Source organism: Enterobacter cloacae complex sp. 2024EL-00214 (assembly GCF_043945575.1).
Classification (GTDB): domain Bacteria; phylum Pseudomonadota; class Gammaproteobacteria; order Enterobacterales; family Enterobacteriaceae; genus Enterobacter; species Enterobacter cloacae_P.
In genome coordinates, this window is the sequence record NZ_JBIMRC010000006.1 from 149,877 (window position 1) to 166,264 (window position 16,388).

The 16,388-nt window shown below is 51.7% G+C and carries 14 protein-coding genes; 5 read left to right on the top strand and 9 right to left on the bottom strand.

Going from position 1 to position 16,388, the window contains the following annotated elements:
- Positions 1 to 15 precede the first annotated feature (15 nt).
- From phoA to ACHHZ6_RS09300, 3 genes are all read right to left on the bottom strand, one after another.
- A complete protein-coding gene (gene phoA / locus ACHHZ6_RS09290) occupies positions 16 to 1,431 on the bottom strand; it encodes an alkaline phosphatase (RefSeq protein ID WP_395122131.1) in 1,416 nt (471 codons plus the stop codon).
- 99 nt (positions 1,432 to 1,530) lie between these two features.
- Entirely contained in the window at positions 1,531 to 1,782 is a 252-nt protein-coding gene (iraP, locus tag ACHHZ6_RS09295; protein WP_182273896.1) for an anti-adapter protein IraP, read from the bottom strand.
- 139 nt (positions 1,783 to 1,921) lie between these two features.
- Positions 1,922 to 3,160: a multidrug efflux MFS transporter gene (locus ACHHZ6_RS09300; protein WP_395122132.1), complete on the bottom strand. Its 1,239-nt coding sequence runs from the start codon at positions 3,158 to 3,160 to the stop codon at positions 1,922 to 1,924.
- A gap of 265 nt (positions 3,161 to 3,425) precedes the next feature.
- Between ACHHZ6_RS09300 and ddlA the strand changes: the two genes are divergently transcribed.
- Positions 3,426 to 4,526 carry a D-alanine--D-alanine ligase gene (gene ddlA, locus ACHHZ6_RS09305; RefSeq protein WP_182919477.1) on the top strand — a complete coding sequence of 367 codons (1,101 nt, stop codon included), beginning with the start codon at positions 3,426 to 3,428 and terminating at the stop codon, positions 4,524 to 4,526.
- Here the strand turns inward: ddlA and ACHHZ6_RS09310 are convergent.
- Positions 4,523 to 4,759: a DUF2754 domain-containing protein gene (locus tag ACHHZ6_RS09310; protein ID WP_182273894.1), complete on the bottom strand. Its 237-nt coding sequence runs from the start codon at positions 4,757 to 4,759 to the stop codon at positions 4,523 to 4,525. The two genes, ddlA and ACHHZ6_RS09310, sit on opposite strands and share 4 nt — an antisense overlap.
- A gap of 244 nt (positions 4,760 to 5,003) precedes the next feature.
- Between ACHHZ6_RS09310 and ACHHZ6_RS09315 the strand changes: the two genes are divergently transcribed.
- Positions 5,004 to 5,303, top strand: a complete 300-nt coding sequence (locus tag ACHHZ6_RS09315; RefSeq protein ID WP_182273893.1) for a DUF2755 family protein — start codon at positions 5,004 to 5,006, stop codon at positions 5,301 to 5,303.
- Here the strand turns inward: ACHHZ6_RS09315 and ACHHZ6_RS09320 are convergent.
- The 3 genes from ACHHZ6_RS09320 to ACHHZ6_RS09330 all read right to left on the bottom strand — a co-directional run bounded on the left by ACHHZ6_RS09320 (position 5,300) and on the right by ACHHZ6_RS09330 (position 8,281).
- A complete protein-coding gene (locus ACHHZ6_RS09320; protein WP_395122133.1) occupies positions 5,300 to 6,397 on the bottom strand; it encodes a DUF1615 domain-containing protein in 1,098 nt (365 codons plus the stop codon). The two genes, ACHHZ6_RS09315 and ACHHZ6_RS09320, sit on opposite strands and share 4 nt — an antisense overlap.
- A gap of 14 nt (positions 6,398 to 6,411) precedes the next feature.
- Positions 6,412 to 7,632 carry a peptide antibiotic transporter SbmA gene (gene sbmA / locus ACHHZ6_RS09325; RefSeq protein ID WP_182273891.1) on the bottom strand — a complete coding sequence of 407 codons (1,221 nt, stop codon included), beginning with the start codon at positions 7,630 to 7,632 and terminating at the stop codon, positions 6,412 to 6,414.
- A gap of 115 nt (positions 7,633 to 7,747) precedes the next feature.
- The gene (locus ACHHZ6_RS09330) at positions 7,748 to 8,281 is read right to left on the bottom strand and encodes an isochorismatase family protein (RefSeq protein WP_182273890.1); all 534 of its coding nucleotides are present in this window, start codon (positions 8,279 to 8,281) and stop codon (positions 7,748 to 7,750) included.
- Positions 8,282 to 8,485: 204 nt separating this feature from the next.
- On the opposite strand from ACHHZ6_RS09330, the gene ampH reads away from it, so the two are divergent.
- Positions 8,486 to 9,646 carry a D-alanyl-D-alanine-carboxypeptidase/endopeptidase AmpH gene (gene ampH / locus ACHHZ6_RS09335; protein WP_182273889.1) on the top strand — a complete coding sequence of 387 codons (1,161 nt, stop codon included), beginning with the start codon at positions 8,486 to 8,488 and terminating at the stop codon, positions 9,644 to 9,646.
- A 2-nt stretch (positions 9,647 to 9,648) separates the two neighbouring features.
- Here the strand turns inward: ampH and ACHHZ6_RS09340 are convergent, their stop codons facing one another.
- Together ACHHZ6_RS09340 and ACHHZ6_RS09345 are read right to left on the bottom strand one after the other, a co-directional pair.
- The gene (locus tag ACHHZ6_RS09340) at positions 9,649 to 10,275 is read right to left on the bottom strand and encodes a helix-turn-helix domain-containing protein (protein ID WP_182273888.1); all 627 of its coding nucleotides are present in this window, start codon (positions 10,273 to 10,275) and stop codon (positions 9,649 to 9,651) included.
- A gap of 87 nt (positions 10,276 to 10,362) precedes the next feature.
- Positions 10,363 to 13,137 (bottom strand): autotransporter outer membrane beta-barrel domain-containing protein, encoded by a 2,775-nt coding sequence (locus ACHHZ6_RS09345; RefSeq protein ID WP_182273887.1) that lies wholly within the window; start codon positions 13,135 to 13,137, stop codon positions 10,363 to 10,365.
- A gap of 444 nt (positions 13,138 to 13,581) precedes the next feature.
- Here ACHHZ6_RS09345 and hemB point away from each other — a divergent pair, with 444 nt between their 5' ends.
- Both hemB and ACHHZ6_RS09355 read left to right on the top strand, forming a co-directional pair.
- On the top strand, positions 13,582 to 14,556 hold the full coding sequence (gene hemB, locus ACHHZ6_RS09350; RefSeq protein ID WP_182273886.1) for a porphobilinogen synthase: 975 nt from the start codon (positions 13,582 to 13,584) through the stop codon (positions 14,554 to 14,556).
- A 121-nt stretch (positions 14,557 to 14,677) separates the two neighbouring features.
- The gene (locus ACHHZ6_RS09355; protein ID WP_395122134.1) at positions 14,678 to 16,378 is read left to right on the top strand and encodes a lysophospholipid acyltransferase family protein; all 1,701 of its coding nucleotides are present in this window, start codon (positions 14,678 to 14,680) and stop codon (positions 16,376 to 16,378) included.
- Positions 16,379 to 16,388: the final 10 nt, after the last annotated feature.

Consider the following 16,388-nt stretch of genomic DNA (forward strand, 5'->3'; position numbering starts at 1 on the left):
TACCGGGTGTCTCTCTTATTTCAGCCCAAGAGCGGATTTCATGGTGTAGAACAGATCGGTCTGATCGGTCAGCCCTACCACGTTGGCCGCATGCGGGCCGTACGCCGCAATACGCAGCTGCGTGCCGGTATGTTCCATAGACTCTTCCTCAGAGTTGCCATAGCTCAACACCATTACCGCACCATCTTTGGTGTTCAGCGCCTGAGTCAGGCCTGGTGCTTTGGTATCTGACGGAATGATCTGACTGGCGTGCGCATGGTCAGCGGTGACCACCACCAGGGTGTTACCGTCTTTCTTCGCGAATTCCAGCGCCTTCTGCACCGCTTCGTCCAGGTCTACCGTTTCGCCAATCTGACCACATGGATTAGCCGCATGGTCTTGTTTATCAATTGACGCGCCTTCTACCTGCAGGAAGAAGCCTTTTTCGTTCTTGCTCAGCAGAGAGATGGCTTTATCCGTCATCGCGGCCAGCGTCGGTACGCTAGCATCGCGTTTCGGGTTTGGTGTACAGGTCACTGCAGGTTTATCAATGTTGCCGTGGTAAGAAGCTTTTGGCCCTTCCCAACGCACGGGCATATTGCCGTCAGAGAAAAGCCCCAGCAGAGGTTTGTTCTGGTTAGCTTCGGTAACTGCGGCCAGAGACGCGGCATCGTTCACCATCTGATAACCCCGCACCTGAGCCTGCTCACGCAGCGTTTTGCCCTGCCATTCACCCGCAGTGGCGGTTTCTGCAAAGGTTTTCGCCCCACCGCCCAGCGTCACGTCAGCACGCGCATTCAGCAGTTGCTCGGCAATAGAACCTTTACCGCCCTTTTCCAGCGCATTCGTTGGGCATTTTTCGCTGGTGACCGACGGGCCATAGCACTTACGCGATGTCACATGTGACACCTGGGCCGCCGGGGTAGCATCCTGAATTTCAGCGGTAGAGACGTTGCCGGTTGCCAGCCCCGCCGCCTTTGCTATCTCAAGGAGGGTTTGATGATCTTTTTCGTGGATGTCCACACCCAGCGCGCCGTTATAGGTTTTCACGCCGGTGGACCAGGCCGTTGCAGATGCAGCGGAATCCGTTACGTAATCCGGTTTGCCGGTTTTTTTATCCAGCGAGTAATGGGTATATTGTCCGGTAAGGGGTAATGCATCAATGCCTTTAAAAAAGCCACCGGCACCTTCGGCATAATTTCGCGCTGCGGTAATTTCGGAATCACCCATACCATCGCCAATCAGCAGAATGATGTTTTTCGCCGGTTTGTCATCCAGCGAAGCGCGAATAGCTGCGGTCTGATCTTCTGACAGTCGACGTGCGCCGCCAGGTTGGGTGATATCACCTTTTGCCGCACGATTATCCAGCACGTGGTTTTTCGTCGTGTCCGCATGAATAGCAGGGGTAATTAACAGGGGAAGTAATGCGATGAAAAGTGCGCTCTGTTTCAATTTATTTTCTCCATGTACAAATACATAAAAATAAAAACAGAGCGACTATAGGCATCCTGCATGACAATTCTATGACACGTCGTCATGTTCTGTGACGGTTTAGCGACGAGGGTACTTTAATAGCTTTTTCACGTACTGATGGCGCATTTGCGCCCCCTCAAGCGGCACCTGCGAATCGGGTATCAGTGCGCCTTCGATGCTATCAATCAACGCCTGTTGGTCGTTTTTAGCCATTTGCCGTAACAATGCAGTGACGACAATTTCCAGCGCGTCGACCTGGGCGGCCAGTTCTTTTGCCTCTTCTTCCTTTTGTGCAAGCCTGACCAGCAACATAGCCGTGAGATTTTTCACCGTGCTATTTCCTTATGCAATTTGTTCTGAACTTAGCACTCCAAATCAATAATGCAAAGAGGTGAAAAGTATTATCTTATGAAAAAATCGCTTTACCGCGTAAATATATCTTTTCATTTATCAGCGAAACGTTTTTCTATTATATAACCTCATCACCCGGCACGTTAGCGCTCCGTTTTGCCTCTTCTGCTTGTCTGCGACGACGCAAGGCAATAGCCAGTTGAATAATATTAAGCAAGACCACAACCGCCGTGGCAGCAAATACCCAGCGGAAACCTGCCATTGCTGAAACAGAAGCACCAATAAGCGGGCCCGCAACATTGCCCAAATACATAAATGACTGGTTATAACCAAAAATACGTCCGGTCACCTGGTCACGGGAATATTTCACCAGTAAGGTTTGCACCGCTGGCAACATTGCGCCATCGGCAAAGCCGAGCAGGAAACGTAGCACGCCAAGCTGAAGCGGAGAGGTAACAAACGACATCGCGAAAAAGAGCACCACTGCAAAAATCAGCGTGGCCATCAGGATGCGCGCCGTGCCAATCCTGTCACCCAGTTTTCCCAGACGTGGTGCAGAGATGAGTGCCGATACGCCAGGTATGGCTGCAATCATCCCACTGAGAAAGGCAATATTATGGCTTTCCGGCTCCATCGACTTAATAAACAGCGCCAGGATCGGGCCAACTGAGCCGTTACAGAGCTGGATCACCATCGTGGTGACAAAGAGGCTGATCATCAGGCCGGGATAAGGCAGCGAGGCGAAAACCTCTTTGCCGCTCAGGCGTTCAGATTTGCTGACAACAGGACGTCCCCCCTCTTTAATCAGAAAGAACGTGACCAGAAAACTGACCACGAGCAGTATGGCGGTAATGAAAAACACCGCACGCAAGCCCACATGGTCAGCCAGAAAGCCTCCCATTAACGGGCCGCCAATGACCCCGCTTATCTGCGCCGTGGACAGCGTGCTCAATGCCCAGCCACTGCGTTCACGCGGAACCTGAGAAGCGACCAGCGCCATTGCATTGGGAATATACCCGGAGGTCAGCCCCATTATCGCCCGCAGGAAAAAGAGCTGCCAGACGTTGGAGGCATAGGCCTGCAGCAGAATAGCAATCGCCATCCCCAGCGACGCACGCAACAGCATCAGCTTACGTCCTTTACGATCCGCCAGGCTGCCCCACATCGGCGATACAATGGCGGAGACCAGGAACGTGACGCTGAACGTCAGCCCTGACCACATGGAGAGTGCTTCATGCGACGAAACGCCCAGCTGCGCAACGTACAACGGCAGGAAGGGTAAAATCTGGCTGATGGCGAGTCCGGTAAAAAAGCAGCCAAACCAGACCGATATAAGGTTAACTTTCCAGGATTCCATAAACGACGCAATCTTCATTTTTAGGCGAATTCGCCTACAGATTAGCAAGTTACGTGCATTCACGTAGCACCAGAGATGCGACAGGGAAGACTTTGGTGTTTTATCTTCCCTGTCATCATATTTGTGAAACATGTCACAAAATATCCTCTGAGAGTCGGTGATTTATGCTTTAAAAACCGCGCAAAAACATTATGGCAGAAGGCCGCGAAACCCGCAGGCCATCGTGGTATGTTATAGGCTTTTCGTCATACTGGAAGAGAGTGAGATGGCAAAGCAGCGCGTAGGTATTGTCTTTGGGGGAAAATCAGCGGAGCACGAGGTTTCATTGCAATCGGCTAAAAATATTGTCGATGCCATTGATAAAAGCCGCTTCGAGGTTGTACTGCTGGGCATTGATAAACAGGGGCAGTGGCATGTTAACGATGCCAGCCAGTATCTGTTACATGCTGACGATCCGGCACATATCGCGCTTAATCCCTCTGAAATCAGCGTCGCCACCGTACCTGGCGTAGTTCAGGGGCAGCTTATCAACGCCGGCAATGCGCAGACCCTGGCACAAATCGACGTCGTCTTCCCAATCGTACACGGCACGCTGGGTGAAGACGGTTCTTTGCAGGGGATGTTACGTATGGCCAACCTGCCGTTTGTTGGCTCTGATGTACTGGGCTCCGCCGCCTGCATGGATAAAGACGTCACCAAACGTCTGCTGCGCGATGCCGGGCTGAATATTGCCCCGTTTGTCACGCTCACCCGCGCTAACCGCAACAACCATAGCTTCGGGACGATTGCCAGCCAGTTAGGGTTGCCATTGTTTGTGAAACCTGCAAACCAGGGCTCTTCCGTAGGCGTCAGCAAAGTCACAAGCGAAGCACAGTTCACGGATGCCGTCCGTCTGGCGTTTGAATTTGACCATAAAGTGGTGGTTGAACAGGGTATCAAAGGCCGTGAAATTGAGTGCGCCGTACTGGGCAACGATTTCCCACAGGCGAGCACCTGTGGTGAAGTGGTATTAAACAGCGATTTCTACTCTTACGACACCAAGTACATTGATGATAAAGGCGCGCAGGTTGTAGTGCCTGCGGATATTGATCCGGCCATTAACGATAAGATCCGGGCGATCGCCATTAATGCTTATCAGGCGCTCGGCTGCAGCGGTATGGCGCGTGTCGATGTATTCCTGACGCCAGAAAACGAAGTGGTGATCAACGAAATCAACACGTTGCCTGGCTTTACCAACATCAGCATGTACCCGAAACTGTGGCAGGCCAGCGGGCTGAGCTATCCGGCACTGATCACCCGCCTGATCGAACTGGCGCAGGAGCGTCATGCCGCCGACAGCGCTCTTAAAAGCTCCGTAAACGGTTAATCGGTTTTCTTTGCGATTTCCGTCTCATCCGCTGTCGTCTCTTCAGGACGACGGCGGATAATCAACCCCGCCAGCCAGAAGCTAATAACCCAGGTCACCAGCCCAACGGCATACGTTTGCCAGCCTTTTGCTTCAAACCCCAACAGCCCCACGACACCGTTAAGAATAAAAATCAGCCCAATAGCAAAGGCGTAGTAATGCCAGTCACGGCGTAGTTTGGAAGTGAGCTTCATGACGACTCCGGCAGAGAAAAAGACATCCTCTCACAGTTTGACGGCCAGGTCTGTGGCGGATGCGGAAATTCTGAAACGCGACGCAGTTTCACTTAAGTCATAAAATTGTGATGTGCTGCAGAAATCGACAATCCAGGAAAATTCCTTAGCGCAAATTACCACGATTCTGATATTGACAAAACCAATGACCTGTCAAACTCACTCTACGGCGAATTTCTGAACTGAGTAATATTGGGAGGTCTTTATGGCTGATTTTACCTTGTCGAAACCGATTTTTGGCGGCAAACAACCAAAAACCTCCACGGCAGGCAATATCGCCTATGCCCTGTTTGTACTGTTCTGCTTCTGGGCAGGCTCGCAGCTTCTCAACATACTGGTTCATGCACCAGGCGTTTATGAACACCTGATGCAGGTTCAGGATACCGGACGGCCGCGGGTTGAGTTCGGCTTTGGCGTCAGCACCCTGTTTGGCCTGGTTCCCTTCCTTACGGGATGTATGATCCTGGGCGTTGTCGCGTTAATTCTGCGCTGGCGTCGTCATTAAAGTGCCATACAGCGAGCCCGACGTTCATCCACGCGTTTTGCAAACCATGCAGTCGTCAGGTTACGCGTGATCTTCGGGCTTTCCAGCTGAATGCCCGGCAGTATTGCCCGCGGTAACGCTTTCCCGCTCTTCTGCTCCGCAAGCGTAAACACCTTCTGATACAAGTCCGTTTTCTCAAACGCCAGGCTGTCGCCCTTCTCCAGCTGACGGCGAATGTCACTATTGTTCATACCGAGCTTTGCCGATAATTTCCGCACCGCCAGTTCAGTGGTGCCCGCCTCGCTGCTACCGTAGACAATAAGATCGCCGTCCAGTGCCAGTTTTACACCGCTTGCACGACTCAGCGCACTCTGGAACGCCGCGTTACGGCTGGCATACCAGCCCGCATTAAAGTCTGCAAAGCGATACAGCGGTTCACTGTAGCTTACCGGGTAGTTAAGAAGATGATATGTGCCAAACCAGAGCCCGCCGCGCAGGGAGAAGACCTCCTGACGAACGGTACCGTCGATTTTCCACGGGTAGCCATCGGTATGCTTTTCCGCAAACGCAATACTGACCTGCATCGGCCCGCCGGTATGCACCGGGTTAAGCGAACCAAACAGTTTCTGTCCCATCGGAACCATGTTGATGAAATCATCAAAAATGGCGCTCAGCTGTTTCTCGGTTTTCACCGTATCCAGCCGTTCGCTGTAAGTTTTGCCATTGGGTGAGCTGATTTTAAGCGCGGTATGCACCAGAAAAACCGGGATATGCATCGATTCCGCACGGCGGTCGATCTCTTTCCAGGCAATGTTGTTCAGACCCGGTACCGCCGGGTCTGACTGGTACATCGACTCCTGCTGTGCCACCGCCAGCACCGAGCAAATATTCTCCTCGGTGGGGGCTATTTTCTGGCTTTCAAAGGTTTTTGCTAATGCCTCAGCCCATGCATTGCGATCCTTCACGGTAGAGGGCATTTTTTGCCGCACGACGCTTGCCACATCGACAGGTTTCTCGCCTTTCTTGAGCGGGGCGGCTCCTTTTTCAGCACACCCCACCAGTATGAAGGCGGCCAGTAAAGACAGCGGTAACGCGTGCGGTACGGCAAATGACATAGCAACTCCCTGTATTAGCTAAATGTATTGGTTACTTCCTGAAGGTCCCGATCGTCCAGTTCACGCTCAAAACTGCGTAAACGTTTATAGATAGACATCAGCTCCACCAGCGTCGTCCAGGAGTTGATGAGATACTGGAACGAGCTTCTCACCTGATCGAAAACATTGGTGATTTGAGTCATTAAACCCAGGGTAATTGTTCCTGCAACAATTGACGGGAACAACAGGACTATTCCAAAAACGGTATCGGCCTGAAGGTATAAAATTCGGGCGATGTTGAAATACATGTAGTGGAAGTAGAGTCTGAAATAGTTAATACGTACGTTTTTAAACAGTTCTTTGACCGTTGGCGGCACTGCCCGCGCGGGATCATCCTCACCATAAACAAGCTCTTTACGATAAGCCGCTTCAACGCGTTGATTTTTAAATTGCAGACCTGGCAACTTGATCCCCACCACCGCAAGAAGCCCGGTACCCATCAGTGACCAGACCAGCGCCGCAATGACCAGACCATAGGGTAAGTGACCAACAATTGGCAGTTCAGGCACATGAGGTGATAAGGCTATCAGGATCGGTAAGAACGCAATTAGCTTCATAATAGCATTCAGCAAACTGACCCCCATGTCCTCCAGCGTTGATGCAAAACGCATGGTGTCTTCCTGAACACGCTGTGCAGCACCTTCGATATGCCGTAACCGCTGCCAGTTAGCCATGTAGTATTCGTTCATTGCGGTACGCCAACGAAAAACATAATGGCTGACAAAGAAGTTATTCAGCACAGCCACCGTAACAGCGATCATTGCAATGCCCGTAAAGCTTAAGAGGCCTGCGTAGAGTTCACCAATTGGAACCTTATTCGGCGCACTCAGCGCTTTTTGGATAAGGTCATAAAAGGGGGCATACCAGGCGTTAATCGCAACACTCACTTCCACCATGAACCAGGTGACAAAAATGATCAGTGCAGACCCCAAAATAGACCAGTATTGCCAACGGTGCGGCGAAAACTTAAACCAGAACAACGCAAACAGCCCCACGCACACCATGTAGTAGGCGTAAAACAGCAGGTAGCTCAGCGACCAGAAACGGGTCGCGCTAATGGGCACCTCGCCCGTCGCGCCCATGATACGCGTCAGCCACGCGCCACCACCGGCCTGCCAGAAAATGACCGCGATCAGTGCCCAAATAAATGCCGACAGGAAAAATGGCCCCGGCTTTGGGAAAAAAGACTTAAACATAATACTTCCTTCTTGTAGTTATGGCTGTTGCTGCGTTCAACAAATCACCACACGAAAATCTTGCCTGAGCCAGCCTCCCGACTCAGGCAAAAAGGTCAGACCCGACGCGCTATTATTAGTTCGCTTTCCAGTTTTCGAGAATTGTTTCGGTGCGTTTCACCGCCGGGGGATTGGCGGGTGCAATGAAGTTACGCCAGACATCGTTATAGTGGTTAATCAGGATATGTGCATCAGCTGCAGTGCGATTCGCCGTCGTGTGGGCATCTTCTGCAACGGTAATGTGGTAACCCCGGCTGACACCGTTTTTAAAAGTGGCATCGACACAGTAATCGGTGGCGCAACCGCAGATCACAAACTCACGAACCCCGTGTTCGCGCAGCAGAGTCTCAAGCGGAGTGTTATAAAACGCATCGCAGGCGGTCTTGGTAACATAGAGCGCGCCTGCCGGCTGGTGTAAGTCAGGCAGCAGCGCAAACCCTTCGCTTCCCTCTTCCAGCCCTCCTGCCTCGGTATGTTGAATAAAAATAACCCGATCGGCTGCCTGCGTGAGCTGGTTGATAAGAGAGACACATTTTTCGCGCTGATGACGGGGTGTTTCAAACACCCCTTGCTGCATATCAACAACCATAACCACACGCTTCTCAGACATACCGTTCTCCGCAAAATTGAATGACACCGGTGTCTATCATAAGCCCGATGTCACAAATTGGGAGGTAGGTCGTAAGTAAATTGTTCTTATTTACTCACGGTTACGTTTTTCCGGCTATCGTTATGCAATTCGGGGCATTGCTCTGTCCCGTTTAGTAGTATAAATACCTATTACTTTCCCGATTCACTTCATGGATGCTTTTCGTTGAAACGTTGTCTGCTTTCTTTCACCGCGTTGTGTGCGGTGAGCCTGTCTACTGCCCAGGCAGCCCAACCGCTGACGGCCCCCGCGTTGGCTTCAGATATTGCCGATCGTTATGCAAACCTTATTTACTACGGCAGCGGCGCGACGGGGATGGCGATGGTGGTCATCGACGGCAACCAGCGCGTGTTCCGGAGTTTTGGTGAAACACGTCCCGGCAATAACGTTCGTCCACAGCTGGACTCTGTTATCCGCATTGCGTCATTAACCAAGCTGATGACCAGTGAAATGCTGGTGAAACTGCTCGATCAGGGGGTGGTGAAACTTAACGATCCACTCAGCAAATACGCCCCTCCTGGTGCGCGCGTTCCGACATATCAGGGTTCGCCGATTACGCTGGTAAACCTTGCAACACATACCAGTGCCCTGCCGCGTGAGCAACCTGGTGGTACAGCGCACCGGGACGTCTTCGTCTGGCCGACGCGTGAGCAGCGCTGGAACTACCTGAGCACCGCTACGCTGAAGTCTGCACCGGGTTCACAGGCATCCTATTCAAACCTGGCATTTGACCTGCTGGCCGATGCATTATCCACGGCATCCGGGAAGCCCTATCCTCAGCTGTTTGAAGAGCAGATCACGCGCCCTTTGGGCATGAAGGACACTACTTTTACCCCATCTCCGGACCAGTGTGGCCGCCTGATGGTAGCCGAGAAAGGGGCCAGCCCGTGCAATAACACCCTGGCGGCCATCGGCAGCGGCGGGGTCTATTCCACACCTGGCGATATGATGCGCTGGATGCAGCAGTTCCTGTCTTCCGATTTCTATTCACGCAGCAACCAGGCCGACCGGATGCAGACCCTGATTTATCAGCGTAGCCAGTTTCACCGCGTCATCGGCATGGATGTACCGGGTAAAGCCGATGCACTCGGCATGGGCTGGGTTTATATGGCACCCAAAAATGGTCGCCCGGGTATTATTCAGAAAACCGGTGGTGGCGGTGGATTCATTACCTATATGGCGATGATCCCGCAGTCCAATGTAGGGGCTTTTGTGGTGGTCACTCGCTCCCCGCACACGCGTTTCGTCAATATGAGTGATGGCCTCAATAACTTAGTTGCTGAACTGAGTACCAATAAAGCGCAGGTACTTACAGCATCTAACTAGACTTAATATTCCGTGGGCAAACGGTTGATACTGACCAGTTTGCCCCGGCTCATATTGATATAATTACCCTGCCGCAATGCGGCCAGAACCTCCGCAACAACGGAGCGTGAAATACGTGTGCTTCGTTGAATATGATTCATTACGCCAATTTTCGAACGCAGCGTGTCGTCCCATTCGGACATATTTATCAGCATGGATCGAATCTGACTGTAGGAACTATTCCCTACCAACTGTTTATCCCGCACGCCAAGCAGGTGGTTAATCCATGATAACCAACAAAATGCCTCCCACCAAAGAGATGTCCGCTGAATAAGTTGACGTGTCGTAACAGCAGGCAAATAAAAACCGGTACACGGTGTTTGTGCAACCATCATATATTCACGACAATTGTTGCTCATTCCTGCGGTCAGGCCAAAAATAAAAGGAGCCGTTGCAATACCAATAAGTAGCCCATTTGACTGGCGGTAGATCTCAACAATACCAGTTTGTATCATATAGGTTTGAGGCTCATCATCATTACAACCGTTTGAAATGATCTTTTGCGAAGCTGCTTTAAAGGGCGTACTGGCGTCTTTCAGACACTGTTCTAGCCGGCCTAATTCAGAAAGTGGTTTCGCATTAACGTTCATGCAGACCTCAAATCACCTGTATCTGTCAGTTCTGTATTATTTATTGCCATATAAAAAAGCGGGGGAAAATATCCCCCGCGTTGCGTTTTACCAGCTGTATTTCACACCCAGATTTGCACCCCAGTTCTGGTCAACATCACCGCCGCCGAGATAAGTGGCATCGGTGTAAGCACTGAAGTTTTTGGTGAAGCTAAACTGCGTGCCCAGACCTACACGAACGGCAGAACCTTCAACGCCGTTGTCAATGCTGTCGCCATTCACGTCCGCATTATTACCAGCATCGTCATACACATATGCCAGCTTGAAGTAAGGCGTCAGCGCCTGATCGCCACCGTAGTTGAAGGTGTAACCCGCATCCACACCGAGTTCATAACGCATGCTGTCGTAAGACTGGCCATCAATACGCATGTCGTTGCTCAGCTGGTAATCATCACCAGACTGGAACAGACCCGACACGGCCGCATAAGGCGTTACGTAGCCAGACAGGTTTGGCTTCCAGTCATAACCCAGTTTCATACCGAAACCTACGGCATCAGTGGTGGTGTTACCGTCCACATACTGACCATTGCTCATGTTTGCAGAGAGATCGCTATCAAAGCGCGTGTAGCTCAGGGAGCTGTCGATGAAGAGATCATTCGCAAACTTCGCAGATGCGTAAATCATCGCAGTCTGGCTATCCTGATCAACCTGACCGGTACGATCGCTGATATCGCCTTTCGCAAAGCCTGCTGCACCACCGACGATCCACTTAGCATTGTTGCCGTCAATCAGCGTATCCAGACCGACCATAATGCCACTCACGTCCTGATCGTAGCTGACGGTACCATTATCAGCGTCGAAGTTGCCACCGAAGTAGCTTACCCACGCTCCGCCGTTATCTGCCAGGCCATGACGGCTGTTGGTCATACGCGTCCCAACGGTATCCTGCTGCAGGTTCCAGATGTTGGTATTGGCAGAAGGAATGCTCAGCGCCATGTTGGCGTAATCCGTCAGCTCTTTCTGCTGCAGAACAACGGAATCTCCCTGCTGCTGTGCCTGATATGTGTAAGCCCCTAAATCGGCTTTGTTCGCGGCGGTAAAGCGAGCACTGGTGTCTTCGTTATTGTCATAGACACGAATGATCTCTTTGTTTTTGTAGTCGGCAACGGAACCTGCACCGGTCGCATTATCAATACGAACGCTGTAGTTACCCGCTACGTCACCATTTACCGCCAGATGACCATCGGAGTTAATGGCAACAACACCGTAGTCGTAGTCTGCCTTGCTCTTATCGTTGGTGATATAACGCGCGTTGTTCAGATCGCTGTTCAGCACGTAATCACGGCTGGCTACGTTCAGCACACCGCCATCGGTCAGCACCATGTTGTGCGTATCAACCTGACCCAGTCCCAGCGCGAGCTCGGCACCGTTATCCACGGTAATGGTGTTGGCATACAGCGATGCAGTCTCTTCGCTCAGTGCCGCACGGCTGTAGCTATCCAGATACAGACTGTCAGTTGCCACCCCACCGGTGTCGCCGATATTCAGGGATGAAGCATTGGTCAGCGTGATGGAATCAGCCAGTAAACCGGAATTTTCGACATTGACCTGCGACTGGTTATTAACCGTCAGCGTATCAATGTTAGACAGCTTACGAGTATCCCACTCAGACCCCTGATCCAGCGTCACGTTGAACAGGCCGCTCTGATAGACCTCTTCACCCGCAACGTGACTGTTAGTGTCGAAAGTGGAATCAGGCCAGATGCTGTTAGGAGACAGCGTACTCCAGTCTACGTTGCTGTAGCCCAGACCGTACATCTGCGAAGTGCCAATGGCTTCAACGCTGGATTGCGCTGCACCAACCCACTTGCTGCCATTCGTCAACGTGACATCCAGCTTATCAGTACCATCCCAGCCGTTGGTGGTTGGGTTATACACACCGTCATCGGTGGTATCGGTTGCAGGATCGCCATTCGTGTAGAAATTGTTATCGAAGGTGCTGGAGAAGAGAATGTCACCGGTGATGGTAGAATGATCAAACGTCGCCGTGGTCTGCATAGCGTTGTCAGACGCACCTGCGGCAACAATCAGCGCCGCGTCATCTGCCGCAGTGGCGTTAGCTTCGCCATAATCGCTCGGCTTCGCGGTTTGACCATAGAAACCGCTGGTCCCGAGATCGCTGTATGCACCGGACGTCAACACAGAGTCTTTCACGACCAGCGTGTCAGTGAAGACGTTAGCGCTGTTAGCAACACCTTCAATACCGTCATACGGGGTATTATCCAGCTCCTGATAACCCTGTGTCAGGGTGATACCCGCTACGTGGGAGTTATTCTGAATAACAATATCTGACTCAACGTCCAGCGTAATGGCATTACCCAGATCGTAGGTGTCCAGATAATGGGTTTCTGAAGTATCGCCATTCACAACGTCATAAGCGTAATGCTCATACGTATCATTGATGGTGCTGTTATCTACGGTCAGACTAAAACGGTCATACTGAGTATGTGTGGTGCCATCTGTATCCACACCATCGGCACACGACGTCGTCATACATTCAGACGTAATCATGCCATTAATAGTACTGTTGGAAATACTCAGTGCATTAGCGTGACCATTGATACCGTCATCCAGATAATACGTTGAAATAACACCATTTACCGTTGACTTATTCATCACCGGATAAATATCACCATCGTGAGTGGTATCTGAGTAACCCCAGTCGGCATAGCCATAATACCAGGGGGTAGATGCTGTATTATCATATCCGAAGGTATTATATGTTGTACCCGAAATATCTTTCGCATTTGCCTGAGAAGCGATAGCCAGGGTGCAGGCTAATGCAAGTTGAGATACAACCAGTTTCTTTTTCCATGTTTGCATTGGGTCATCCCTCCTCAGGGACGTAAGCAAGTTTGTCCATCAAATCATTCAGCAATATTTTATTGCGAAGGGAATTATGCAGTTTCAATCTGAAAAGGTTCAATGAATGATTCGATTAAGTCCGTATCCAGACAAATAACATGAAAAAACCATGCAGACATGACGTATTCAATATAAATATTATAAAAACATAAAGTTAAGACCATCCACGCAAACAATAAAAAACATTGCAATCAAAAATAAATAATCCTTATTTATATAAGGACACAAATATAGAAATCATACCAATATCTACCACACATAAAACACATATTAGCCACAGTATATATTTTTTCGAATACAGCGTACCTGAAAGTATTGAACAAAAAAAACCACTTTAGCAAAACACCCTTCCCCCGTTTCAGGTACACTAACCCTCTTTGTTCCACAAACGTCAGGCATACCATGACCGATTTAATTGCTCGTCCCCGTCGCCTGCGCAAGTCACCTGCACTGCGCGCTATGTTTGAAGAGACAACACTGACCTTAAACGATCTGGTGTTGCCGATTTTTGTTGAAGAAGAGATTGATGACTACAAGGCCATTGATGCCATGCCGGGTGTGATGCGCATTCCGGAAAAACATCTGGCTCGTGAGATCGAACGTATCGCTAATGCGGGTATCCGCTCGGTGATGACTTTCGGGATCTCCCACCATACCGATGCCACCGGCAGTGATGCCTGGAAAGAAGATGGCCTTGTCGCCCGTATGTCCCGTATCTGCAAAGAGACGGTGCCGGAAATGATCGTCATGTCCGATACCTGTTTCTGCGAATACACGTCTCACGGCCACTGCGGTGTGCTGTGCGATCACGGTGTGGATAACGATGCGACCCTGCTGAACCTCGGCAAACAGGCCGTTGTTGCTGCCGCTGCCGGTGCTGATTTCATCGCACCATCCGCAGCAATGGACGGACAAGTTCAGGCGATCCGTCAGGCGCTGGATGCTGCCGGTTTCACTGACACCGCCATCATGTCCTACTCCACCAAGTTTGCCTCCTCCTTCTACGGCCCGTTCCGTGAAGCAGCGGGCACGGCGCTGAAAGGCGATCGCAAAACGTATCAGATGAACCCACTGAACCGCCGTGAAGCCATCCGTGAATCCCTGCTGGATGAAGCCCAGGGTGCAGACTGCCTGATGGTTAAACCGGCTGGGGCGTATCTGGACATCCTGCGCGATATCCGCGAACGTACCGGGCTGCCGCTGGGTGCCTACCAGGTGAGCGGAGAGTACGCCATGATCAAATTCGCTGCACTGGCGGGTGCGATCGACGAAGAGAAAGTGATTCTGGAAAGCCTGGGTGCGATCAAACGCGCAGGTGCGGATCTGATCTTCAGCTACTTTGCGCTTGATCTGGCCGAGAAGAAAATTCTGCGTTAATCCTCTGTTGTGCCGGGTGGCGGCTTCGCCTTACCCGGCATCCTACTAATCTTCACCAAACTGCAATACAACAGACATCTCGTCCTTCTACTGTCTTCGCAAGACGGCAGGAGGAGTTACCATGTTTAGTCTCGACAATGTTCTCGATGACCTTTGGCCTCAGGCGAGGCCCGCACCCTGGCAAAAAAGTCTGTTAAAAAGACTGTTCTACGAAGAAGAATTCCAGCAGTTTGCCGCAAACCACCGCCACCTGAAGGGGCTGGATATGGTGGAGCAAGTTCTGGAGCACCTCGATATTCTCTGCACCGTTTCCGCCCGCGATCTCGAACAAATCCCCGAACATGGCCCGCTGGTCATTATTGCCAACCACCCGACCGGTACCCTGGATGGACTGGCGCTGCTGTATGCCGTTTCGCGCGTGCGTCGCGATGTTAAAGTCGTTACCAACCGAATGCTGACCCACCTGGAGCCGCTCAGCTCACTGTTTATCCCGGTGGATAATATGGGCGGTAAGACCGCAAAAACCTCACTGGTGCAGATGGAGCAACATCTGCAAAACGCCGGCGTACTGATCTTCTTCCCGGCAGGGGAAGTCTCGCGCCTGACGCGCAAAGGCATTCGCGATAAAAAATGGCACTCTGGCTTTATCAAACTTGCCGGCAAACTGCGCGCCCCCCTGCTACCGGTACATATTCAGGCGCATAACAGCCTGCTCTTCTACGCCAGCACCCTGGTGTCACCGACGCTCTCCATGCTGCTGCTGATGCAGCAGATGTTCCGTCGTCGCCACAGCCAGTTGCCGATTAAAATTGGCCAGCAAATTGCCTGGGACAACTGGTTTAGCCTCCCCCTTTCGTCACGTGAGATGGCCGAGCAGTGCCGTCAGCACGTGATGCGTCTTGGCAAGGGATTGCCTGGCGTCTTTAAAACCCAGTGTGCCATTGCGCGCCCGGAAGACCGGGCCACGCTGAAACGCGAACTGGCGCAGGCTGAGTGCCTGGGCAAAACCGGTGATGGCAAAACAATCTACCTGTGGCAGCGTAACGGCCAGGAAGAGGCTCCCCTCTTGCGTGAGCTGGGTCGCCTGCGTGAGATTGCGTTTCGCGCCGTGGGGGAAGGAAGCGGGAAGCGCAGGGACACCGACAGCTATGATGATGATTATCTGCACCTGATCCTGTGGGATGAAGAGGATCTGGAGATTGTCGGCGCGTATCGCTTTATGCCGACGGCAATGCAGGTTGAAAAACGTGGCACAGAGGGGCTGTACAGCTACAGCCTGTTCCACTACGACGACAAAATGCAGGATGTGCTGGAACACGGTATTGAGCTGGGACGCAGCTTTATTCAGCCACGCTACTGGGGACGTCGCGGCCTGGACTACCTGTGGTCGGGTATTGGCGCATATCTGGCACGTTATCCGCACTACCGCTATCTGTTTGGCCCGGTCTCTATTTCTGGGGGACTACCGCCTGCCGCACGGGATCTGTTGGTGGCGTTTTATCGCCTCTGGTTCCCGGCAAGCCACCCGTTAGCGGCCTCACGCCAGCCTTATCCGGCGTCGTTACCGGACGTACTGGCGCAGTTTGGTGGGGTGGATTACGTTGACGACCTGACGAAGCTAAAATCCCTGCTCGGCAATCTGGGCTGTGGTATTCCGCCGCTCTACAAACAGTATTCTGAGCTGTGTGAACCCGGCGGCGTGCAGTTTATCGATTTTGGCAGCGATCCGGCGTTCAACAACTGCGTCGACGGGCTGGTACTGGTGGATCTGTGCTACCTGAAGGCGAATCGTTATCAACGGTATATCGAGGCGCATCTGTAGCCTTCTCCTG